Source organism: Winogradskyella helgolandensis (genome assembly GCF_013404085.1).
In the GTDB taxonomy this organism is placed as follows: Bacteria; Bacteroidota; Bacteroidia; order Flavobacteriales; family Flavobacteriaceae; genus Winogradskyella; species Winogradskyella helgolandensis.
In genome coordinates, this window is the sequence record NZ_JABFHO010000001.1 from 3,825,260 (window position 1) to 3,848,642 (window position 23,383).

A 23,383-nucleotide genomic window follows, 5' to 3' on the forward strand; every position below is an offset into this window, starting at 1 on the left:
AATAACTTTCCTTAAAAGTTATCTCACAACTCTACTTTTGTATCAAATTCTACTAAGTGATATGAAAGATATTATCTCAAGAATAGTTTACTTTCTTATAATTATTTGTGCCGTTTTAGGTGTTATAAACAGTCCTACAGCATTAATACTTGGTTTTCTATATACCATTATCTTTAAAAATCCTTTTAAGGCCTATAGTCATAAGGCCATACATTTATTTTTAAAAATTTCAGTTATAGGACTTGGTTTTGGTATGTTTATTAAAGAAACTTTAGAAACCAGTAAAAACGGACTAAGTTTAACCATCTATTCAATACTATTAACGGTGACTTTAGGTTTACTGTTAACAAGACTTTTGAAAATAGATTTAAAGTTAGGTCATCTAATCACCTCAGGAACCGCAATTTGCGGAGGAAGCGCCATAGCTGCTATTTCACCTGTTATTAAAGCTAATAGTAAAATCATAAGTATTGCTTTAGGTATTGTGTTTCTTTTAAACTCTATTGCTTTGTTTGTTTTTCCAGCGGTTGGGCATATTTTAAACTTAACACAAGAACAATTTGGCTTGTGGTGTGCTATTGCTATACACGATACTAGTTCTGTAGTTGGCGCAGCATTAGGTTACGGAGATGAAGCATTACGAATAGCGACAACAGTAAAACTATCTAGAACATTGTGGATTATTCCATTATCAATTTTCTCAATGTTCATCTTCAAAACAAAAGGCGAAAAAATTAAAATTCCTTACTTTATCATATTATTTATTGTAGCCATTGTTATAAATAGTTACCATATTTTACCAGAATCAACGACGCATAATATTGTTTTAATGTCTAAGCGCTTATTAATTATAACGTTATTTCTAGTAGGTTCTACAATTTCGATAAAAGACTTAAAATCCACCGGTTTAAAACCTATAATCTTGGCACTAACCTTATGGATTTTTATTTCAATATTTTCATTAATATATATACTATATTAAAGCTGATATCTAACAATTTATGCAATTCATACTTTGGCTCTAGACAAATTGCAAATCCAGATAATTATAGAGATTAACACATATTCTATTCCGTATTTATTTACTAAATTACACCCTTAATCTCGTGTTAAATTAGACCTAAATTCCAAGCTTCACAATTAGGAAATAGTAACTTACAATATAATGACAACGTCAAAAAACAAAAAAATAGCATTCATTATATTTCATATCGTCGTTCTCATATGTCTGTTTGTTTCTTTTTCGTTATTACTAGATGATATCTTTACCCAAGACTCAAATCCCAATCCATATGTTAACTCATTTGATCTTAGTTTTGCTAGAATTATGTCTCCATTTGCTACTGGTTTAGGCCTAATAAGTTGGCTAATTATTGTCACTAATTGGATAAAAAATGGTGGATTAGATTTTTATCTAAAATCTATATTTCTGACAACATCTTTACTTATTATTGGTTTGATACTGCTCTTACTAGTTTGATTTTAGCATTTAACAACTAATCAAAACACTCGTTTTCAAACACTTAAAACTACTTAGGACAGTAAATATATTTGAGAAAATTATATCATCAATTAGTAATTATAGACAACTTTAAGAAATCATTTTTTTTCAGAGGAATTCAGCATTCTAAACATTGTTTATTTGTATATTAAATAGCGTTAATAATGCAACTAACTCAATAAACTCAAAGCATTCACAACAAAAATTGATTATCCAATTAATTGTTATACCTTTGCACCTTGCAAAAAATCTATTATAGGATTTTGTAAATTCCTCAGAGTGAGGATGTGTTACCTAGAAGTTTAAGTGTTTAGTATGTCGATTCGCTTCTCTTGTAACACCAACAGAACATAATCGAATACATATACTCAAGAATGAGCACATTTCAAGAACTCGGTCTTAATGAAGACCTTTTACGCGCAATTACGGATTTAGGTTTTGAAAAACCAAGTGAAGTACAAGCAAAAGCAATCCCACTTTTATTAGAAGAAGACAAAGACTTAGTCGCTTTGGCACAAACTGGTACAGGGAAAACTGCAGCCTTCGGATTTCCGATGTTGCAAAAAATTGATATCGATAGCAGAACCACACAAGGTCTTATCTTATCTCCTACTCGTGAACTTTGTTTACAAATCACCAACGAACTTAAACTTTACGGTAAATATTGTAAAGGTTTAAACGTAGCTGCCATTTATGGTGGAGCAAGTATTTCTGATCAAGCTAGAGAAGTAAAACGTGGTGCACAAATTATAGTTGCTACCCCTGGACGTATGAAAGATATGATTAACCGTAGAATGGTTGATATTTCAAAAATACAATACAGCGTTTTAGATGAAGCTGATGAGATGCTAAATATGGGCTTTAAAGAAGATATTACAGATATCCTTTCTCATACACCTGAAGAAAAAAACACATGGTTATTCTCTGCAACAATGCCGAAGGAAGTGGCAACTATTGCAAGAAAATTCATGGATAATCCTACGGAAATTACAGTAGGAAACAAAAACGAAAGTACCAATAACGTCTCTCACGAATACTATTTAGTAAACGCTAGAGATCGTTACCAAGCTTTAAAACGTTTAGCAGATGCAAATCCAGATATATTTTCTGTGATTTTCTGTAGAACAAAAAGAGATACTCAAAAAGTAGCTGAAAACTTAATTGAAGATGGCTATTCAGCAGGAGCTTTACACGGAGATTTAAGTCAAAATCAACGTGATATGGTAATGAAATCTTTCAGAAACCAACAAATACAAATGTTAGTTGCTACAGATGTTGCAGCTCGTGGTATTGATGTTGACGATATTACACACGTTATTAACTACCAACTACCTGATGAAGCAGAAATTTACACACACAGATCTGGTAGAACAGGACGTGCTGGTAAAACAGGTATCTCAATGGTAATTGTTTCTAAAAGTGAAGTTAGAAAGATAAAAAGTATCGAACGTATCATAAAGAAACAATTCGAACAAAAAGAAATTCCTTCTGGTACTGATATTGTTGAAGTACAGTTAATGTCTTTAGCAAATAAAATTCATAAGACTGAAACAAATCACGAAATTGATAAACACATTGAGACTATCAACGAGTTATTTGCAGATACTAATAAAGAAGATTTAATCAAAAAATTCTTCTCTGTAGAATTCAATCGTTTCTTCAATTATTACCAAAAATCAAAAGATTTAGGATCTGTTCAGGTAAGAGATTCTGATAGAGATGGTGGGCGCGATTATGGAAAGCAATCTAACGATTCGCGTTATTTCATAAACGTAGGTAGTAAAGATGGTTTTGATTGGATGAAGTTGAAAGATTTCTTAAAAGAACAATTAGAATTAGGACGTGATGATGTCTTTAAAGTGGATGTTAAAGAAAGTTTTTCTTTCTTTAATACTGAGAAAGAATTACAAGAAAAAGTATTGGCATTCTTCACAGACTTTAAATACGAAGGTCGTTTTGTAAACGTAGAAGTGAGCGAAGACAAAGGAGGTAGAAGTCGTGGAGGCAGAAGTGGCGGAAGAGGTCGCGGAGGCAATGACAGACGCTCTGGAGGTGGAGGAGGAAGTCGCAGACGCGATGATAAACCAAGAGGAGAAAGACGCTCTGGAGGCAGACGCTCTGAAGGTGGTGACTCTGGAAACAGAAGTGACCGAAGACGATCTGATGACAATAGAAGCGATAGACGCTCTAGCGATAGAGGAGATAGAAGACCTGAATCTAGCAACTCTGGTTCAGAAAGACCAAGACGCTCTAGAAGACGCGATTAAACTGCTAAAAATGCAGTAAATTTCAACATATATAATACTAAAATCCAAAGCTTGAAGATTAATCTTTAAGTTTTGGATTTTTCTTTGAATACACCCAAATAATTCAATAATCTCTAAAAAAAGTTAATATTACGTCAAATATATAGGAGCAATATGGTAAATCCGTTTTCTTTATTACCTTTACCTCGTAACACATGTGCATGCGATATCTACTTATACTTATTTTATGTTTAACTACAGTTAACAGCTATAGCCAAGACAGTACTGCGACCCAAACCCCCACAAAAGTTAAAGGAACTCTAGTTAGTACCTCAACAAATTTGCCTTTATCTGAAGCTAATATTGTAAATATCAATCAAGTTGTTGGTACTTCAACAGATGATAAAGGAGTGTTTGAAATAAGAGCTAAAGTCAATGACACCTTACATTTATCATATTTAGGCTATAAATCTATTAAAGTTAGAGTTACTAATGATTGGTTAAAATTTGGTAATACTGAAATTGCAATGACCGAATTAGCCTTAGCTTTAGAAGAAGTAACTGTAAAACAATTAGAATTAACAGGCTATTTAAAGGTTGACATGAACCAAGTTCCTGTAACATCCAATAATCGTTATCGTATTTCTGGCTTACCTGGACAAGGGTATGAAGCTGGGAAACCTAACCTTGCATCGCGCGTACTTGGTGCTATTTTTAATCCTGCAGATTTCTTATACAATATGTTTGGTAGAAAGCCGAACGAAATGCATAAGCTTAAGAAAATGAAGGAAGATGACGAAATTAGAAGTCAACTTTCTAAACGTTTTGATAGAGAGATGTTATTGGTTCTTTTACAAGTTACTAAGTACGATTTAGACGAAATAGTAAACCAATGCAACTACTCTAAAGACTTTATAAACACAGCAAATGATCTTCAAATTTTAGATGCTATCAGTGTTTGTTACGAAGAATATAAAGTCATAAAAAGCAGTAAAGAACGAAAAAATCGTAAAAAGGATTAATTCCTATTTTTTCTAAGCATCAGAATGTAATGCTATTTTGTTGCCTTCGGTATCTATAAACATTCCCATAAAACCATTGTTTTCAGAAATTTTAGTTTTTTCTAAACCTATTTTTCCACCAGCAGCTTCTACTCTATCAAGTTCTAACTGTACATCTTTCGACACAAAATAAATTAACACCCCTTCTCTACTTGGTACATAAGAGCTTTGCTTTATAAGTGCTCCAGAAGATCCATTTGACCCATTATTATCAGGAAACCATCCCATTTTTAATCCATCAAATTCTACATCTTTAATTTCAACATTAAAAACAGTTTCATAAAACATTTTTGCACGATCCATATCGCTTACCGGAATTTCAAACCAACCTACCATATTATATTTTTTAGTTAGCTAAATTTACAAAATTTATGCTTTCGATTTATAGCGTTCTACTATTGAGTCGTAATCTTTTAAGGTTTTTTTTATCCAATCAAAACGTTTTTCAATAATTTCTTCATCTTTCAGTTGCCATTTAATATCAGACTTTCTTAATTGCGCTGTAACATGCTGAAGAATAATGGCGGCAGATACAGAAATATTCAAACTCTCGGTAAAACCAACCATCGGAATTTTCAAATAACAATCGGCTTCATCTAACACCTGTTGAGATAGCCCTTGAGATTCTCTTCCAAAGAAAAAGCACGACTTTTTAGTGATATCAAAATCAATCAACTCACAATCATCTCTATGAGGAGTCGTTGCTACAATCTGATAGCCTTTGGCTCTGATATCACTTATACAATCCGTTATAGAGTGATACCGATTTAAGTCCACCCATTTTTGTGCTCCCATTGCAATTTCTCTATCAATACTTTTAGAGTTCACTTCTTCTACAATACTTAATTCTTGGATTCCAAACACATCACAAGATCGCATTACAGCACTAGTGTTATGTAATTGGTATACATCTTCTGTTGCTACTGTAAAATGCTTTGTTCGATTGGGCAGTATCGTTTTAAAGCGGTCTATACGACCTTGAGTTACAAATGTTTCTAAGTATTTTAAAAGTTCTAAGTCTTGCATAACTCAAAAATACTAAAAATGGAACTTAAGTTGTAGTTTAAATCACATTCTCGTTACAAGTATTACTATAAATTTGGTTATTTTTAATTTATGAAAAAACACATCGTCATATTAACAGGAGCAGGCATGAGTGCCGAAAGTGGCATTAAAACATTTAGAGATGCAGACGGACTTTGGGAAGGTCACGACGTTATGGAAGTCGCCACGCCTGAAGGTTTTCAACGTAATCCAGAATTGGTCTTAGATTTCTACAATCAACGACGACGACAGCTCAATGAGGTTGAGCCAAACCAAGCACATAAAGATTTGGTCACTCTTGAAACCGATCATAAAGTTACTATAATCACACAAAATGTAGATGATTTACATGAGCGTGCAGGAAGTAGTAACGTCATTCATTTACATGGCGAATTACGAAAAATTCGAAGCTCTAAAAATGTGAATAACATTAAGGTATGGAACGAGGATATTCATTTAGGAGACAACTGTGAAGAAGGCCATCAACTGCGACCACATATTGTATGGTTTGGTGAGGCTGTTCCTATGATTGAAAAGGCTATGGAAGTTTGTCAAAAAGCCGATATCCTTGTGATTATCGGGACCAGCATGCAAGTGTATCCTGCTGCAGGATTAATGGATTTTGCACCAGCAAAAACTCCCATTTATTATATCGATCCCAAACCTGCTATACAAAGTGGTGGAAAAATTACCGTCATACCAAAATCTGCGACTGAAGGAACTGTAGACCTATTAAGTATTCTTAATAGTAATGAGTAACAGCTCGTAATCATTCAACTTATTTACAAAAATTAAAAACCAATCGAAAAAACCGAAACTCATAGAGTCCCTAAAGTAATATCTGCTCTCCGACTTCAAGAGTATGGCGTTGGACTATTTGATGCCTATCCAACAAAATCAGCTTTAAAGAAAGCCTTAAAGAAAAACTACATTTCCGTGGATGGAGTTACAGCGACATCAGCCACATTTATAACTGGAGGAGAATTGATTACGTTAACTATTCCAGAACATGTAAGTCCTAAGAAAAGATTAAACTTTAAGCTCAATGTATTATTTGAAGACGATTATTTAGCTGTAATACACAAACCTGCTGGTATTTTAGTTAGTGGCAATCATTTTAAAACCATTGCTAATGCTCTTGTTCAAAACTTAAAACGAAGTACGTTATCAGATGCTACAAAACCACAACCGGTTCATCGCTTAGATTTTGCTACTACAGGAATTTTACTAGTAGGAAAAACAAACGATAGTATTAGAAATTTAAATAAACAATTCGAAAATAAAGACATCGAGAAAACCTACATTGCTGTTACTATTGGCAACATGACTAATGAAGGCATCATGTCGTCAGATATTGATAACAAACCATCTCAATCAAAATATAAAGTTGTAAAAACCGTCTTATCCAAACGATTTAGCAAACTTAATTTGGTACAATTAGAACCATTAACAGGACGCAGACATCAATTACGAATTCATTTATCAGAACTCGGCAATCCTATTTTAGGAGATAAAGATTATGGCGAAGAACCTCTAATTTTAAACGGCAAAGGCATGTATTTACATGCCTATTCATTAAAATTTAGACATCCTTTCACCAATGAAAGTATCTTCATAAAGAGTGAATTCCCTGAACGGTTTAATAAAATATTTGGCAACATATAATCAGATGCTTAATAGCTAGTAAAGACGACTACATTTCTAGTATTTATTCTCATAATAGTAAATTGATTTTTCGATTATAGCGAGATACTAATTAAATATTATAAAATGCAAGCGCAATAACACTAAGCTAATCACCACTACTTAATTTGAAAAAGTCGTTTATTGGTTTCTTAAACACATCAGAAAGCTTTAAAGCCAAAACCGTCGAAGGCACATAACGATTAGCCTCAATAGAATTAATGGTCTGACGAGAGACACCTATTCTCTTTGCCAAATCATCTTGAGTAAGATTTAAGATGGCTCGTTCTACTTTTAAAGTATTTTCCATTATCTATAACGCTTTAAATTATGATAGAACATAAGCTGAATCATTAACATAAATAACAATACCTGAAAATCACCTAAATTTTTAAAGGATTCTCCTCCTGAATTCATAACATTAGAAACACCAAACTCAACATAAGGCATCACTAGCGCATATATAACACCAATAACAAAAGCTATAGCATAAGATTGCGCTCTCAAAACAATGGTCATTTCATCTTCAAGTTTATCTTTAGACAAAGACATAATTAACATACCGACTAAAAGGAATTTCTGTAATACTAATTTTAACCACACCGTGTCTCCATCCATTGCAAAAGCACGGACAAACATCATCACAATGGACAATAATACCACAGTAATACCAATCGTCATAAACTGATGCGGTAGCCTAAAATGAATAAGCTTATAAAACGTATTCCGTTCGCATTCCATAATTTTATCTGTTTTCATAATTGACAAATTTATTTTATATTAAGTAAAAATAACTTTACTATATGACAAATATACTTTACATTTTTAATTTAAACAAAGTATTATGTAAAAAATTAATAGTATTTATAATCTTAACGAAATAAACTCCGCATAAATTATGAAAACTCAAAAACCAATCGTAAATTTGCGATAAGAAATATGAAAAGAAGTTTAGAAACTATAGAATATAAAGAAAATACTGAAGCCTTAGCAAAGTTTGCTAAAGCATTAGGCCACCCAACACGTATTGCCATATTGAAGCATCTAGAAAGTCAATCGTGTTGTTTCACCGGAGATTTAGTCGATGTGTTTCCGTTGGCACAATCTACAGTATCACAACACTTAAAAGAATTAAAAAACGCGGGTTTAATTCAAGGTGAATTAAAATCGCCTAAAATAAAATACTGTATTAATCAAGAAAACTGGAAGATTGCAAAATCCTTGTTTCAAGATTTTTTTGATTGATATTTTTTTAATAATCATATCGCTTATTGGCGATAAACAAATAATACTATTATGAGTAGAGTAATTAAAATATTAGGAACTGGTTGTCCAAAATGTAAATCGATGACTAGTGTTGTAAAAGAGGTCGTTTCAGAAAATAACGTTGATGCTACCATTGAAAAAGTTGAAGATATTATGGAAATCATGAAATTCAATGTCATGTCCACACCTGCCTTGGTCATCGATGATGTGATTACTATTAAAGGTCGAGTACCTTCAAAAGCTGAAGTATTGGCACTGTTAAATTAAAATGCACTGTTATGAATTATCAAGTCAACGCTTCTTCGCTTTTCAATGAAGATGCTGTTATTCATATAAAAGCATCGGACATCGCTTTTGGCACCACATCAAAAACTGCTGACATTTTACCCAATCCGGCAGAATTATTCTTAGGATCATTTGCAGCGTGTATGCTTAAAAATGTGGAGCGTTTTTCTGCAATGATGAAATTCGATTACACAAAAACAACACTCCATGTGAGTGCCACACGTCTAGAGCATCCACCACGAATGGAAAACATTAGCTATGATTTAACCATTTACACCAACGACGAAAAATTGAATGTCGATTTGCTAAAAAAGAACATTGAAAAACACGGAACCATCTACAATACTATAAAACTAGCCTGTTCTATTTCTGGTTCTATTAAAACACAAAACGATGTTTGATTGGTTACAACATTTCGCCGATTGGTTAATCTATTCTGTATTTGGAATTGAGGCAGAAACACATTTAGGAATTGCCCTTAACTTCTTTGTATACGATACCATAAAAATTCTGATTCTGCTTTTCGTTATCGTTTTCATCATGGGTATTGTGAATACATATTTTCCTGTTGAACGCCTAAAAGATTATCTGAATAGAAAAAAACTCTACGGTTTAGAATACTTTTTTTCTTCGATTTTTGGAGCCATAACACCATTTTGTTCCTGCTCTTCTGTGCCCCTTTTTATTGGTTTTGTACAAGGTGGAATTCCTTTGGGTGTTACCTTTTCCTTTTTAATTACTTCACCATTAGTCAATGAAGTTGCCGTGGCGATGTTTATAGGTATGTTTGGATTAAAAGCAACCTTAATCTACGTTGTATCAGGTATTTTATTAGGGACCATAGGAGGTTGGCTGCTCGGTAAGTTCAATCTTGAACCTTTACTGTCTGATTGGGTAAAACAAATTCTTGTCAATAAAATGCAACAGGCAGAGTTCCAAGAAGAAAAAAGAACATTTCACCAACGTTTACCTGAAATTACAAATAGTGCTTGGGATATTGTAAAAGGTGTACTCCTTTATGTCATTATTGGTATTGCCATTGGTGCCGCCATGCATGGCTACGTTCCAGAAAACTTTTTTAATGAGTATTTAGGAGGTGGAGAATGGTGGACCGTTCCGCTTGCCGTAATCGTTGCTGTGCCTATGTATGCTAATGCCGCAGGTATTGTTCCAATCATAGAAGTTTTTGTAGCCAAAGGAGTGCCTTTAGGCACTGCTATAGCTTTTATGATGGCTACAGTAGGCTTATCTATTCCGGAAGCCACCTTGTTAAAAAAAGTAATGTCCTTAAAACTGATTGCTATCTTTTTTGGTGTGGTTACCCTGTGTATTATGCTTTCAGGCTTTGTATTCAACATATTATTATAAACTATAAATCAATAAAATTATGCGACAAACACTTCAATTATTAGTCATTCTAACCGTAGGTTTAATACTGACATCCTGCAACAGCCAAAACAAAAGTAGCGACCAATCTTTAGACCAATCAGTTTCTAAAATAGAAGTTATGGATTTCCACTCTACGCATCGCTGTATGACGTGCAATGCTATTGAGGCTAATACGAAATTCACATTAGACACTTATTTTTCGAACGAATTAAAAGCGGATAAAATTAGCTTCCAAGTCATAAATGTCGATGACGAAAAAAACGAAAAAATAGCAGAAAAATTTGAAGCTTCGGGTACCGCTTTAATCTTAAACGTGATTAAAAACGGAAAAGAAACCAAAATAGATTTAACCGAATTTGCTTTTATGAATGGCACAGAACAAGATGCGTTTTCTAAAGAACTAAAATCTAAAATTGATGCGCAATTAAAAACACTCTAAATGGAGTTTCTAAAAGCACTCTTAGAAAATTATAACATTCCCATTGTATCAGCCTTAATACTCGGACTAATGACAGCCATTAGTCCGTGTCCTTTGGCAACTAACATTACAGCAACGGCCTTTATCTCTAAAAATATTTCAAGTAAACGAAAAGTATTTTTCAGCGGCTTATTATATTCATTAGGTAGAGGCTTTAGTTATACTGCCATTGGATTCATCTTATATTTTGGTGCGAGTAAGTTTCATATCGCACGATTTTTTAATCAAAATGGCGAAAAATATTTAGGTCCATTATTAATCATCATAGGTTTAATAATGCTGAATATTATTAAACTCAATTTTTTAGGAACATCTAATTTTCAAGAACGACTATCCGAAAAATTTAAAGATAAAGGGGTATTAGGGTCATTTTTGATTGGTGTCGTTTTCGCTTTGGCATTTTGCCCTTATAGTGGAGCCTTATTTTTTGGGATGCTTATTCCCATGACCATAACATCTGCAGATGGTCTTTATTTACCCATAGTATTTGCCTTCGGTACAGGATTACCAGTGATTCTTTTCACCTATTTATTAGCTTTTACCGCAGGAAAAGTTGGAGTGTTTTATAATAAAATTACCAAAATTGAAAAAGCCATGCGTATTGTAGCTGGTGTTGTTTTTATTATCACTGGGTTATATTATGTGGCTATATTTACTGGGATACTAGCATAATTTACGATAAGAACTTAAGGCCTTAGTCACAATCCCTTTTTCTATCTCCTTTTAATTAATCGATGTATTTATGTATTGTAGTTAATCGAAAAAAATGAATTGATGTCTAAAGTTTGAACTAAATATGTTTATTATTGTCTCTCAAGCTACTAACCAATGAAACACTTTTTTCTTACATCATTCTTACTAATTTGCTTTTTAGATTTATTTAGTCAAAACGTGACTTTTGAGGATCCAAATTTCAAAAATTACTTAGTAAGCTCTATCTGTGCTGATCTAAACAACGATGGATATCCAGAATCTGTTGTGGATACTAATAATGATGGAGAAATACAAATTTCTGAAGCTGAAGCTGTTTTCATGCTAGAAATAAATGAAAATTGCTTAGCAATATCAGCAGAAGGGATAGCGGCTTTTACTAATTTAAATGAACTTTTGTTAGAAAACACAAATTTAAATACTATAGACTTAAGCTTTATTTCTCAAATCAGTGAATTAGAAATCTCAAGCAATCCCAATCTGACGTCTATTAGTTTAGGACAACTTACATCTGTTACTAGACATATAACCTTTGATTTAAATCCTAACCTTGAATCCATTGATTTATTAAATTTAACAACCGTTGGTGGTCGTTTTGTTTACCGATATAATGCTACAACATCTAATACAACTATAAACTTAGACTTAAACAGTCTCTCTAGCATAGGTAGTAGCTTATATATTACAAATAATGACTCAGTACTACCTATGAGTATCAATTTATCTAACCTATTTACGGTTAATCAATCTATGATTATTAATGATAATAATATCTTAGATATCGATTTAAGTAACTTAACTTATATCCATGGCTTTAGATTTATCGGTAACGATACTATAACGGATTTAAATTTGAGCAATGTAGTTTCTAATGAAGTCTATATAACGTCATCAGATGAGATTAGTATTCAGAGTTATAATCTAGAGTCTATAGATTTATCAAGTTTAGAATATTCTGTTGAACGCCTTATAATTAATGGTAATCTCATGGATGTCAATCTAAGTAGCCTCAACAATGTCGATGGTCATATCACGTTATCATTTGATTCGCCAATTCTTAGCTTGCCCAGCCTTCAAACAGGAGACATAACGATTGGTGGAGATGTGCAACATATTGATTTAAGCGCCTTAGAAACTGGTGGTCTATATGTGAACACAACAAATCATGATTTAAACACCATAGATTTAACAAATTTAATTGACGGAAGTATCAGTCTATCAAATAATCAATTGACAGAACTAAACCTCCCAAGTTTAATTAATGCTGTAGATTTAAACGTTAAATACAATCAATTAACTAGTGTTAATTTACCTCTACTAGAAACCGTAGAGGATATTTTATTTACAGGAAATCAATTAGACAATTTTGAATTAACTAATACTGTGGTTACTGGTAACTTAAATTTAAGTTCAAATCCATTGACAAATATAAATTTACAAAATAATACAATTCGAAATTTATCATTAAGCAATACAGAATTCTCTTCTTTAGACTTAAGCACCACAACAGTGGAGAGTTTTAGTATTTATAATAACGTAAATCTCTTTAATATAAACATTAAAAACGGGGACATCATGGAATCTGTTAATTTCTTGAGTGATCCCACATTAACCAATGTGCCCAATCTAGCATATATCTGTGTTGATGAAGGCGAACTAAACTACATTAGTGATTTTATTCCAGCTAACTGCAACATCAACACTTATTGTTCTTTTGTACCTGGTGGCCAATATTTTATTGTAGAAGGAGAAAATAAATTCGATTCCAATTCAGATGGCTGTGATGTCACTGATACACCATTTCCTAATTTAATGTATTCAATTTCAGATGGTACCATTGAAGAGATTAGCATTTCAAACAATAATGGAAGTTATACCATTCCATTAGAAGTGGGTAATTACACCATTACGCCAAACCTTGTTAATGAAGATTACTTCTCAATTAGTCCAGAAAATATCGCTGTAAATTTCCCAGACGAAAGCAGTCCTTACACTCAGGATTTTTGTATTACTCCTAATGGCATAAAAAATGACTTACAGGCCTATATTGTACCATTATCTTCGGCACGTCCTGGGTTTGATTCAACTTATAAGATTGTATATAGAAATGTTGGAAATACAATTTTATCAGGAAATGTAACATTCACTTTTGAGGACGACTATATGGATTTCGTTTCATCTGCTCCTGCTGTAACAAGTCAAAATGAAAACATACTATCATGGGATTATAACAATTTTCAACCTTTTGAGAACAGATCTATTCTTGTTACAATGAATCTCAATCCGCCAACGCACTTAACATTCCCCTTAAATAATGCGGATATTTTAAATTTTGATACGAGAATAAATCCTATTCCAAATGATGAATTTATTAGTGATAACAGCATGGGACTTAAACAATTGGTTGTTAATTCTTTTGACCCAAATGATATAACTTGTTTAGAGGGGCCACAAATTCTTGAAGACGAAGTTGGAACATATGTACATTACATAGTTAGGTTTGAAAATACAGGCTCTGCCTCTGCTGTAAATATTGTTGTTAAAACTATAATTGATGAAACAAAATTTGATAGCTCTAGTTTTATACCTCTAGATAGTAGTCATATTTATAGCACCAAAATAACAAATAATAATGAGGTTGAATTTATTTTTGAAAACATTGAACTCCCATTTGATGATGCCAACAATGATGGGTATGTTGTATTTAAGATTAAAACACTATCGACCTTAGATTTAGGAAACACCTTTGAAAGCACGGCTGATATATACTTTGATTATAACTTTCCAATTATTACGAATACTTATTCTACTGAAATTGTAAACGAAAGATTACATACCGATAAAAACAGTACAGACGCCATTCAAATATACCCAAATCCTGTTACAGATATTTTGAACATTGAAGGCACAAGTTTATTACAATCAATTTCACTGTATACTTTGTCTGGTCAATTAATTATAGAACAAACGGAATCTCTAAATAAGCTAGACTTAACTAATTTAAAAAATGGTTTTTACATGCTAAAATTGAAAACACCTTTCGGAGAAATGAATAAGAAGATCATAAAATTATAGCATATTATCTATTCTTCTCCTCAATCCACTTACTCATAAATTTGGTGCTTTGCATGGATTGCATCATAAATAATTGTCCGATAAAGTTGTTTTCGCGATGTGCATTTATATCCGTAGAAAGTTCTATTAGTTTAGATGCAAATCCTTTTTCAAAATTTACTTTATTGAAGCGCTGATGTATCACTTTAAAACCATGTTGTTGTTTTTGTTTCCAAGTTTCAGCATTATTGTAAAGTAAGACAGCTTTTTCAGCAAAAACTTTAGGGTTATCCGAGATAAAACCGTTAACATCTAGATGACCAAACATGCCTTCGGCTGCAATGCTCGTCATTGCACAAGGAGTTCCGTTTTGCATCGCGTCTATGAGTTTTCCTTTAAGTCCGGCACCAAATCGCAAAGATGCTAAGCAAACCTTGGCGTTTTTCATGACGTCATTGACGTCCTCAGCAAAACCTTTAATAAAAAATCCTTCTTTAGGTTTATGGAGTTGGGTCACTTTTTGCGATTCATAAGATCCATAAATATGCAATTCCGCTTTTGGTAATTGTTGTCGTATTATTGGCCAAATCGTTTGTTTTAAATACAATACGGCATCATAGTTTGGAGCGTGTAAAAAATTACCGATGGTTATAAAATGTTGTCGTGCTTCAAAAGTTGGTAAGTATTTTATATCGTCCTCTGAAATAGGCTGTAACAGAAAAGGCAAATAATACAGTAAACTTGTATCAATGTTAAATTGATTGGTTAAAATATCAATTTCAGCTTCAGAAATTATTAAACTCAGGTCACAACGATAGATACTGGCAATTTCACGTTTGGTAGTATCGTTTTGAAGATATTCTAATGTAACGACTTCATTTCGTTTTAACGCTACTTCCCTAGCCTTTCGTAAGCCATGAAAATCTTCGGTATCTAAAATTCGCAACGCATTAGGACATTGTTCTGAAACGCGCCAGCCATATTGTTCTTCCGTCATAAAACGATCAAACAACACAGCATCTGGATCTAATTCTTTTACAAATGCATCAAAAGACGAATCGTTTAAAAGAATCGGTTTGGTTTCAACATTTATGGTGTTTAAATCAAACGTATTATCAGACATTTTAGCTGCAGAAGAAAACGTCACTTCATAACCTTGATTTTGAAATTGCGTTATCAATTGAAGTATACGACTGCCAGCAGCAGAACTTTTGGGCTCTGGCCAAACGAAACCGATAACGAATAATTTTTTTTTCATGTAACAATTATAAAATTCCAAAAAATAAATCTAAAACACCAATTGGTCCGCATAGAATTTAATTTTTATAATCTTATTTTTTGATTAATTTTATCTCGAATAATTGGGACTAAATTAATCAATTTTCATTTGACCAAAGCAGAACTCTATAAGGAATTAAACTACGTCAACCATTCGCGCGATATGCGATTGAAGTACGCTCACCTTATCATTGATAATCCGGAATTGGTCGCACCACTTTTAGACATTCTATTTGATGTGGATGATAAAATTTCGTGCAGAGCCGCTTGGGTTTTTGAGTTTATGTGTGGTGAAAATTTAGATGCTATAATTCCGCATCTCGATACGTTTACTAATAACATTTCAAAAGTCCACTTAGATCCGGCCGTTAGACCGGTAGCTAAGATTTGTGAGTATTTGACCAAAGCCCATTATTCTAAAACCGACAATGCCATTAAGACAGCACTTTCTGAAACTCATAAAGAAAAAATTGTAGAAGCTTGCTTCGATTGGATGATTAATGATGAAAAAATAGCACCAAAAGCCTATAGCATGAATAGCTTATATCTCTTAGGTACTGAGTACGATTGGATTCACCCAGAACTAGCTATTATTTTAGAACGTGATTATGAAATGCAAAGTTCCGGGTTTAAAGCAAGAGCAAAGCATATTTTAAAGAAAATTAAAACGCATTAGAAATTGTAGGTTTGTTGTTGGAAAATATCCTAAAAACTTCTTGCTTCGTGCTTTAAACTTCAAACTTACTTCCTATATTTACCACTTCTAAAAAACTAACATAAATGGCACTTTCACCTCTTAATGCAATTTCACCAATCGATGGTAGATACCGATCTAAAGTTGAAGCTTTAGGCAATTATTTCTCAGAAGAAGCACTGATTAAATATCGTGTTTTAGTAGAGGTCGAATATTTTATTGCACTATGTGAATTACCATTGCCGCAGTTAGAACCTGTTTCTAGTTCTGTTTTTGAAGATTTAAGAGGGATTTATAAAAATTTTACTGCTGTTGATGCGTCTGCCATTAAAGAGATTGAAAAAGTTACTAATCACGATGTAAAAGCCGTTGAATATTTTATAAAAGATAAATTTGATGGCTTAGAACTATCAGCATATAAAGAATTTATTCATTTTGGATTAACGTCTCAAGACATCAATAATACAGCAATTCCTTTAAGTATTAAGGATGCGATGAACGATGTTTATGTTCCTGAATACCTTTTACTTTTAGAAAAGATAGAAAATCTCGCTTCAGATTGGGCTCATATCCCAATGCTAGCAAGAACGCATGGTCAACCTGCTTCGCCTACACGTTTAGGAAAAGAAATTGAAGTTTTTGCTGTACGATTAAAAGAGCAATTCAATTTATTAAATGATGTACCAAGTGCTGCTAAATTTGGTGGTGCAACAGGAAATTTCAACGCTCATAAAGTCGCTTATCCTACTATCGATTGGAAAGCATTTGGAACTAAATTTGTTCAAGAAAAATTGGGCTTACATCACTCGTTTCCAACAACACAAATAGAGCATTACGATCATGTTGCGGCTTTGTTTGATGGCTTAAAACGTATTAACACTATAATTATTGATTTAGACAGAGACATCTGGACATACGTATCAATGGATTATTTTAAACAAAAGATTAAAGCTGGTGAAGTAGGAAGTTCTGCAATGCCACATAAAGTAAATCCTATTGATTTTGAAAATAGTGAAGGGAATTTAGGAATAGCGAATGCCATTTTTGAACACCTTTCTGCAAAATTACCTCTTTCTAGATTACAACGTGATTTAACCGACAGTACCGTTTTAAGAAATGTTGGTGTGCCTTTTGGACATACACTTATTGCGTTTAAATCTACCGTGAAAGGTTTGGGTAAATTATTATTGAACGAACCAAAATTTGCTCAAGATTTAGAAAACAATTGGGCCGTAGTTGCTGAAGCTATTCAAACGATATTAAGACGTGAGAGTTATCCGAACCCTTATGAAGCATTAAAAGGGCTTACAAGAACTAATGAAGCGATTACACAAACGTCTATTTCTAATTTTATTGATACCTTAGAGGTTTCTGATACTATTAAATCGGAATTAAAAGCGATTACACCAAGTAACTATACTGGAATTTAAATGATATCATTTGTAAAATCATATTCTATATCTAAAGATACTATAGCCTTGTTAGCTGTGACTATGATAGTACTCGGTCTATTTTTGTCTGGCTTATTTGATGTGCTAGATTATCTGATTATAAAAGCTTTATTATTTTTCAGTTTTGGTACTTTATTTATTTTAGCCTGTATCTATGCTATAAAAAATGACACGGACACAGAAAAAAATCGCCCTGAAGAAGCACTTCAAAACGATTCTAATTAACATTTAAATACGAATACCAAGTATACTTAGTATATGTCAGATTATTTAAAAAAGTTGGTTAAACCTTTAAGTTGGTTTTCATCAAAATCTGCCTTTTCTAATAACGACGTTAATGACATTAATTTATTAGCATTCATATCATCACCTAGAATTCTAGCAATTAGAAAGCCTTTGTTTTTAGCATTTCCAAAGATGATGAGTTCATCAATATTGTCTATATCTCCTAAAAATTTCACTACAAATTTTCCATCTGTTGGATTACCTCCACGCATTAGCTCTTCGTAACTAGAGTCTTTTAGAATGGTATTTACTTTTTCTAATTCTAATTTATAGTCGTCAGCATCTGTATCCGCTTTCATAAATGTTAAAACATTCAACTTATCTACAGAATTATAAGCTTCTTTCTGTTCTTCGGTCATGTCAACATTCTCAACATTGACAAAACTTGTTGGCAAATCAAACGACGCAAAACCTGGTTTTAATTCATTTTCTACATAGTAGGTTTGCAACGTAGGCTCCTGATTACAACTTGTAAAAGCTGTAACCAAAAGCAACATTACTATTGATTTTTTGATTGATTGTATCATATTTATGGCCCACAAAAGTGAGTATTCTTTTTAGTTAATATTAGTTCTTATCTCCTGCTTTCTTTAACTGCTCACCACCTGGAATATCCATTTTACTGGTTATTTTAGAGATTTGTCTTAAATCTATATCACCTGTTAAAGACAACACGACTGTTTCAAACACACGTTTTTTACCATTAATTTCAATATCTGTACCTTCTGTTATAGCTTTTAATCCAGTCATATACATCAATAATTCTTTTACGTGGTTTTCGTCGTTACCTTCTTTTACGTAAAACTTAACGCTTTGCTCACCATCTTTAAAACGCATTAACTCTTCAAGCTTAGTGGATTTTAAATAAGAATCTACTGTAGATTTCATATCAGAAGACACTTTTTCATCACCAGTGGTAAATACTTTAAGACCAGTTATTTTCTTAACCATCTCTAAAAGTTTTTGATCTTCAGGATCATCCATATCCATATCTATACTAGATAACATTCTAAACATCTTCTGATTGATAACAAAAGAAGTGACTTCTGCATTATCTTCAAATTTATCGAATACACCTTGAGCAAATGTCAATATTGGTGTCAATAAAAGGGCTGTGATTATAATTAATTTCTTCATAATTTTTTGTTTTAATTGTTTTTTAAAATTTTGTTTGTCATTGTATTAAATTCACCTAGCTTACTGGCTTGCTGAGCACCTTCGTTGATGTTCTCTCCTACTAAAGCTAAACTTGATAATTGTGTTTTTCCTTCATTCATCCCTAGAGAGATTAAACTAAAAGCTTCCATCGTTTGGTTATACACCATAAGGGCTTCTTGTTTTTCTTCTTCCGTAGGACCCATAAAACTTGGCACAACTAAACCAAGCATTAGAACGGCAACAGCTGCGACAGAAATCCATTGATACAATTTTGTTTTCTTAGTGTTTAATGAAACGTCTTTGGTATACTGTTCTTGTTTTGATTTAGAAAAGTATATAAACATGGGCTTATAATGCTCAAATTCTGGCGCCACATGATCTCCGTTGAAGTACGCCTTTAGTTGCGCTTCCTCTTGTACAGATGTTTCTGCATTGTTATACTTTTCTAGTAATGTCTCTATATTATTTAATACCATATTGATGTGTATTAGTTAATTTTTCTCTTATTGTTTTTCGTGCTCTAGATAAATTTACGCGAATCGCAGTTTCATTCATGTCTAACATTTTAGCGATATCTTCATAATCATATTCTTCAATATCTCTTAATTGCACTATTATTTTTTGTTGTTCTGGTAAGTCTTCCATAATCTTAGACACCCAATCCACACTATCTTTTGCTTCAACCTGATGTTGTAACGACGCATTGTTATCTGTGTAATTACTATGAACAATTTTTAAATTCTGTGCTTGTTTCGATTTTAAACGGTCTAAGCAAAAATTCTTTGTCATGGTCATTGAAAATGCTTCCACATTTTTATAGTCACCAATCTTGTTGTTATTCTTCCATAATTTTAAAAGTATTTCTTGCGTGGCATCTTCTGCTTCTTCACGAGAAACCAGTAATCGTTTCGCTAAACGAAATACTTTATCCTTAAATGGCATTACTAAGCTTACAAAATCTGCTTGCTTCATTATTGTTTTGATTGATTGGTGAAGTCAATTTTACTTGCCTTCATTATTACGACGATACACTTTATGTTTTGTTACAAAGATTTCTTTTTTTTACAATATTGTAAGTAAATTTAGAGTTTTACAGTAAGAAAAGAAAAATTGCTACTTATTAAAGAAAAATAACTATGAAAAATTTTAAGGTTTTATTACTCTCTTGTTTTGCCATGATGGCAGTAACAAGTTGTTTTGAAGATATGGATGACAATCCTATTTCAACTGTAGAAATTAATGACTTCGTGTGGAAAGGAATGAATGCGGTTTATGCCTATAAGGATGAAATCACAGATTTAATGAATGATCGATTTACTTCTAACGACGATTACACAAATTACCTCAATGAGTATGCTTCACCCGAAGACCTATTTGAATCCTTACTTTATTTACCAGATAACATTGATGAATTTAGTGTTATTGTCCCTAATTATTTCGAATTAGAGCAATTATTGCAAGGCACCACTTTTAATAACGGTATGGCTTATGGTTTAGTTAAATTGCCAAATGCCACAGAAGATATTTTTGGTTATGTCCGCTATGTAATGCCTAATACAGATGCAGAGGCTAAAGGTGTCACTCGAGGTATGATTTTTAATACTATTGATGGTGCATTAATAACTGAGACTAACTTCAGCGCTTTATTAAGTCCTACTACATATACTATTGGTTTGGCTGATTACGATAATAATGGCACAACGGTAACACTAACGGATGATAGTATTACATCTAATAATGAAACGATAACACTTACAAAATCGGCATATACCGAGAACCCAATTTTAACTCATAACGTTCTTAATGTTGATGGTAGCGCTATAGGTTATTTAATGTATAACGGATTTAGAATCGGTGATGACAACCTTGATGAATTAAATAATGTATTTGCAGAATTTCAATCTGAAGGTATATCTGATTTGGTTTTAGACTTACGTTATAATGGTGGAGGCAGCGTTGATACTGCTATATGGTTAGCGTCTATGATAACTGGGCAATATACTGGAGAGGTGTTCTTTAAAGAAAAATGGAATACAGATATACTCACTGAATTTGAACAAAGCAATCCGGATGCCTTAATAAATCCTTTTGTTACACAAATGACCAAACGTAACACTAATGGTGACATCACCTATCAACAATCAATTACTAGTTTAAATTTAAATAAAGTCTATATCCTAACAACAAGAAGTAGCGCTTCTGCTAGCGAACTTGTTATTAATGGTTTAACTCCTTATATTGATGTTGTGCAAGTTGGAGCAACGACAAGAGGTAAATCTCAAGCTTCGAGAACAATCTATGATTCTGCTAATTTATCTAAAGAAAATGTGAACCCTAATCATACGTATGCTATGCAGCCTTTGATCTATGAAGCCCAAAATGCTGATGGTTATTCCGAATTTTATAACGGATTGAGTCCAGATCCTTCTTTCCAATTATCGGAATACTATGAAAACCTTGGTGTACTTGGTGATATTGAAGAACGTTTATTAGCTGAAGCCATTGCTGACATCACAGGCTTAAGTCGTTCTGCAATAGAAACACAACAGCCCTATGAAACTGTAAAGCAAATTGGTGATCAGAATTTTAAAAATCCATTTCGATTTGATATGATAGATGATCGACCACTAAAATTTAATATTATAAATCAATAACATTGAAAAGCCGCTTCTACACATGGTAAAAGCGGCTTTTTTTTGATTCAAAAATGAAACAGACTTAGTTATTCAAAGTCATGTTTAAATTTAATTAAAATATATTTTTGAAGCAACTACAGGAGCATTAAAGCTATTGATTAACGAATAGCTCGTGTCATCATAGATAAATAATTGTCCTGCACTAGTATAATCAACTGCATCTACAAAATATAAACGATCATCTTTTGCTGCCATTCCATACAAAGTCGTCGCTGCTGTTGTAAAAAGAGGTGTTGACGTTACAGCAGTAGCATCATCTGTTATACTTAAAACTGCACTTCCTAAGTTATAATACAGATTTCCATTTAAATACATCATCAATTCAGGATGTTCTCCATCTGAAAACTCTAATGTTGTAGATACCGTATTTGTATCCATATCTATTTTTGTAATGGCAGCTTTAGTTTCATCACCTGTCCATGCTGGTTTACCACTACTTAAAACGACTAAATCACCATTGTCATCCACAAGCATTTCATCTGGATTATCATTTACAGTAATTGTAGTTGTTAAAACATCTGAAGACGTATTTATTACTGAGACAATATTATTTGTACTAAAAGCTCCTTTATGAGACACATATACAACATTATCTTCCGCTAAAATTTGCTCAGGCCCATTTCCAACAGGTATCGTACTAATGACTGTATTGGCAGTTAAGTCTACCACAGCTACAAAATCATCAGCTTCATCATAAGGATCTCCCCAATTTGTAACATAACCTTTACCATTTGCAAAAGCAATATATCTTGGCGCAGTTAACCCTGTAGAAATAGTCCCTAATTTTTCAAACGTATAACGATTAACAACCGTAATTGTACCAGCATCTACTACAATATATGCCTTATCATCATTAAAGCCTAAAGATTGTAAGTACACACCTGTAGCTTCATTATTAACGTTAAAATAAATTTGGTTTTCTGATGTCATTAAATCTTCAGAAATAAAGGTAATAGAAGAAGGTCCACCTTCACCACTAACTATAATTCCGTCTTCATAGGCACCTAAAGGCTCTGATGGTGTTGCATCATCATCGCTAGAACAGGACACGATTAATAATGACATTGCAAACATTGATAGGATAATTTTTTTCATTGTACTTG

The 23,383-nt window shown here is 32.8% G+C and carries 26 protein-coding genes; 16 read left to right on the plus strand and 10 right to left on the minus strand.

Annotated features, from left to right (window positions below; genetic code table 11):
* Window positions 1-61: 61 nt before the first annotated feature.
* The 3 genes from HM992_RS16215 (at window position 62) to HM992_RS16225 (ending at window position 4,769) form a co-directional block, all read left to right on the plus strand.
* Window positions 62-982, plus strand: coding sequence for a YeiH family protein (locus HM992_RS16215; protein WP_179320401.1), 921 nt, complete (start codon window positions 62-64; stop codon window positions 980-982).
* Between the two features lie 893 nt (window positions 983-1,875).
* Window positions 1,876-3,768 (plus strand): DEAD/DEAH box helicase, encoded by a 1,893-nt coding sequence (locus HM992_RS16220; RefSeq protein WP_179320402.1) that lies wholly within the window; start codon window positions 1,876-1,878, stop codon window positions 3,766-3,768.
* Window positions 3,769-3,962: 194 nt separating this feature from the next.
* Window positions 3,963-4,769, plus strand: coding sequence for a carboxypeptidase-like regulatory domain-containing protein (locus HM992_RS16225; protein WP_179320403.1), 807 nt, complete (start codon window positions 3,963-3,965; stop codon window positions 4,767-4,769).
* 12 nt (window positions 4,770-4,781) lie between these two features.
* On the opposite strand, the gene HM992_RS16230 is transcribed toward HM992_RS16225, so the two are convergent.
* Together HM992_RS16230 and HM992_RS16235 are read right to left on the minus strand one after the other, a co-directional pair.
* Window positions 4,782-5,144 (minus strand): VOC family protein, encoded by a 363-nt coding sequence (locus HM992_RS16230; RefSeq protein WP_179320404.1) that lies wholly within the window; start codon window positions 5,142-5,144, stop codon window positions 4,782-4,784.
* A 33-nt stretch (window positions 5,145-5,177) separates the two neighbouring features.
* Complete coding sequence (locus HM992_RS16235; protein WP_178984051.1) at window positions 5,178-5,834, minus strand: TrmH family RNA methyltransferase; 657 nt, start codon at window positions 5,832-5,834, stop codon at window positions 5,178-5,180.
* Window positions 5,835-5,924: 90 nt separating this feature from the next.
* Between HM992_RS16235 and HM992_RS16240 the strand changes: the two genes are divergently transcribed.
* Together HM992_RS16240 and HM992_RS16245 are read left to right on the plus strand one after the other, a co-directional pair.
* Complete coding sequence (locus tag HM992_RS16240) at window positions 5,925-6,611, plus strand: SIR2 family NAD-dependent protein deacylase (protein WP_178984050.1); 687 nt, start codon at window positions 5,925-5,927, stop codon at window positions 6,609-6,611.
* A gap of 78 nt (window positions 6,612-6,689) precedes the next feature.
* A complete protein-coding gene (locus HM992_RS16245; RefSeq protein WP_317167556.1) occupies window positions 6,690-7,517 on the plus strand; it encodes an RluA family pseudouridine synthase in 828 nt (275 codons plus the stop codon).
* A 127-nt stretch (window positions 7,518-7,644) separates the two neighbouring features.
* Here HM992_RS16245 and HM992_RS16250 read toward each other — a convergent pair whose 3' ends face one another.
* Complete coding sequence (locus HM992_RS16250; protein WP_178984049.1) at window positions 7,645-7,845, minus strand: helix-turn-helix transcriptional regulator; 201 nt, start codon at window positions 7,843-7,845, stop codon at window positions 7,645-7,647.
* Window positions 7,845-8,294 carry a hypothetical protein gene (locus tag HM992_RS16255; protein ID WP_179320405.1) on the minus strand — a complete coding sequence of 150 codons (450 nt, stop codon included), beginning with the start codon at window positions 8,292-8,294 and terminating at the stop codon, window positions 7,845-7,847. Before HM992_RS16255 ends, HM992_RS16250 begins: the two co-directional genes overlap by 1 nt.
* A 180-nt stretch (window positions 8,295-8,474) precedes the next feature.
* Here HM992_RS16255 and HM992_RS16260 point away from each other — a divergent pair, with 180 nt between their 5' ends.
* The 7 genes from HM992_RS16260 to HM992_RS16290 all read left to right on the plus strand — a co-directional run bounded on the left by HM992_RS16260 (window position 8,475) and on the right by HM992_RS16290 (window position 14,739).
* On the plus strand, window positions 8,475-8,780 hold the full coding sequence (locus HM992_RS16260; protein ID WP_178984047.1) for an ArsR/SmtB family transcription factor: 306 nt from the start codon (window positions 8,475-8,477) through the stop codon (window positions 8,778-8,780).
* A gap of 51 nt (window positions 8,781-8,831) precedes the next feature.
* Entirely contained in the window at window positions 8,832-9,068 is a 237-nt protein-coding gene (locus HM992_RS16265; protein WP_178984046.1) for a thioredoxin family protein, read from the plus strand.
* An 11-nt stretch (window positions 9,069-9,079) separates the two neighbouring features.
* The gene (locus HM992_RS16270) at window positions 9,080-9,487 is read left to right on the plus strand and encodes an OsmC family protein (RefSeq protein ID WP_179320406.1); all 408 of its coding nucleotides are present in this window, start codon (window positions 9,080-9,082) and stop codon (window positions 9,485-9,487) included.
* Complete coding sequence (locus HM992_RS16275) at window positions 9,480-10,454, plus strand: permease (protein WP_179320407.1); 975 nt, start codon at window positions 9,480-9,482, stop codon at window positions 10,452-10,454. Before HM992_RS16270 ends, HM992_RS16275 begins: the two co-directional genes overlap by 8 nt.
* Window positions 10,455-10,473: 19 nt before the next feature.
* Complete coding sequence (locus HM992_RS16280; protein ID WP_179320408.1) at window positions 10,474-10,914, plus strand: nitrophenyl compound nitroreductase subunit ArsF family protein; 441 nt, start codon at window positions 10,474-10,476, stop codon at window positions 10,912-10,914.
* Window positions 10,915-11,625 carry an aromatic aminobenezylarsenical efflux permease ArsG family transporter gene (locus HM992_RS16285; protein WP_179320409.1) on the plus strand — a complete coding sequence of 237 codons (711 nt, stop codon included), beginning with the start codon at window positions 10,915-10,917 and terminating at the stop codon, window positions 11,623-11,625.
* Between the two features lie 156 nt (window positions 11,626-11,781).
* Window positions 11,782-14,739, plus strand: a complete 2,958-nt coding sequence (locus tag HM992_RS16290; protein WP_179320410.1) for a T9SS type A sorting domain-containing protein — start codon at window positions 11,782-11,784, stop codon at window positions 14,737-14,739.
* 4 nt (window positions 14,740-14,743) lie between these two features.
* On the opposite strand, the gene HM992_RS16295 is transcribed toward HM992_RS16290, so the two are convergent.
* Window positions 14,744-15,976 (minus strand): glycosyltransferase, encoded by a 1,233-nt coding sequence (locus tag HM992_RS16295; protein ID WP_179320411.1) that lies wholly within the window; start codon window positions 15,974-15,976, stop codon window positions 14,744-14,746.
* Window positions 15,977-16,105: 129 nt separating this feature from the next.
* On the opposite strand from HM992_RS16295, the gene HM992_RS16300 reads away from it, so the two are divergent.
* The 3 genes from HM992_RS16300 to HM992_RS16310 all read left to right on the plus strand — a co-directional run bounded on the left by HM992_RS16300 (window position 16,106) and on the right by HM992_RS16310 (window position 18,366).
* Entirely contained in the window at window positions 16,106-16,672 is a 567-nt protein-coding gene (locus HM992_RS16300; RefSeq protein WP_179320412.1) for an adenylosuccinate lyase, read from the plus strand.
* 104 nt (window positions 16,673-16,776) lie between these two features.
* The gene (purB, locus tag HM992_RS16305; protein WP_179320413.1) at window positions 16,777-18,120 is read left to right on the plus strand and encodes an adenylosuccinate lyase; all 1,344 of its coding nucleotides are present in this window, start codon (window positions 16,777-16,779) and stop codon (window positions 18,118-18,120) included.
* Window positions 18,121-18,366: a hypothetical protein gene (locus tag HM992_RS16310; RefSeq protein WP_179320414.1), complete on the plus strand. Its 246-nt coding sequence runs from the start codon at window positions 18,121-18,123 to the stop codon at window positions 18,364-18,366.
* A 41-nt stretch (window positions 18,367-18,407) separates the two neighbouring features.
* On the opposite strand, the gene HM992_RS16315 is transcribed toward HM992_RS16310, so the two are convergent.
* The 4 genes from HM992_RS16315 to HM992_RS16330 are packed head-to-tail and all read right to left on the minus strand — an operon-like array spanning window position 18,408 to window position 20,556.
* Window positions 18,408-18,953: a DUF4252 domain-containing protein gene (locus HM992_RS16315; RefSeq protein ID WP_179320415.1), complete on the minus strand. Its 546-nt coding sequence runs from the start codon at window positions 18,951-18,953 to the stop codon at window positions 18,408-18,410.
* Window positions 18,954-18,993: 40 nt separating this feature from the next.
* A complete protein-coding gene (locus HM992_RS16320) occupies window positions 18,994-19,563 on the minus strand; it encodes a DUF4252 domain-containing protein (protein WP_178984036.1) in 570 nt (189 codons plus the stop codon).
* An 11-nt stretch (window positions 19,564-19,574) separates the two neighbouring features.
* Window positions 19,575-20,060, minus strand: a complete 486-nt coding sequence (locus HM992_RS16325) for a hypothetical protein (protein ID WP_179320416.1) — start codon at window positions 20,058-20,060, stop codon at window positions 19,575-19,577.
* Window positions 20,047-20,556 carry an RNA polymerase sigma factor gene (locus HM992_RS16330; protein ID WP_179320417.1) on the minus strand — a complete coding sequence of 170 codons (510 nt, stop codon included), beginning with the start codon at window positions 20,554-20,556 and terminating at the stop codon, window positions 20,047-20,049. Before HM992_RS16330 ends, HM992_RS16325 begins: the two co-directional genes overlap by 14 nt.
* A 164-nt stretch (window positions 20,557-20,720) precedes the next feature.
* Here HM992_RS16330 and HM992_RS16335 point away from each other — a divergent pair, with 164 nt between their 5' ends.
* Window positions 20,721-22,238 (plus strand): S41 family peptidase, encoded by a 1,518-nt coding sequence (locus HM992_RS16335; protein ID WP_178984033.1) that lies wholly within the window; start codon window positions 20,721-20,723, stop codon window positions 22,236-22,238.
* Window positions 22,239-22,328: 90 nt separating this feature from the next.
* On the opposite strand, the gene HM992_RS16340 is transcribed toward HM992_RS16335, so the two are convergent.
* Window positions 22,329-23,375, minus strand: a complete 1,047-nt coding sequence (locus HM992_RS16340; protein ID WP_179320418.1) for a YncE family protein — start codon at window positions 23,373-23,375, stop codon at window positions 22,329-22,331.
* Window positions 23,376-23,383: the final 8 nt, after the last annotated feature.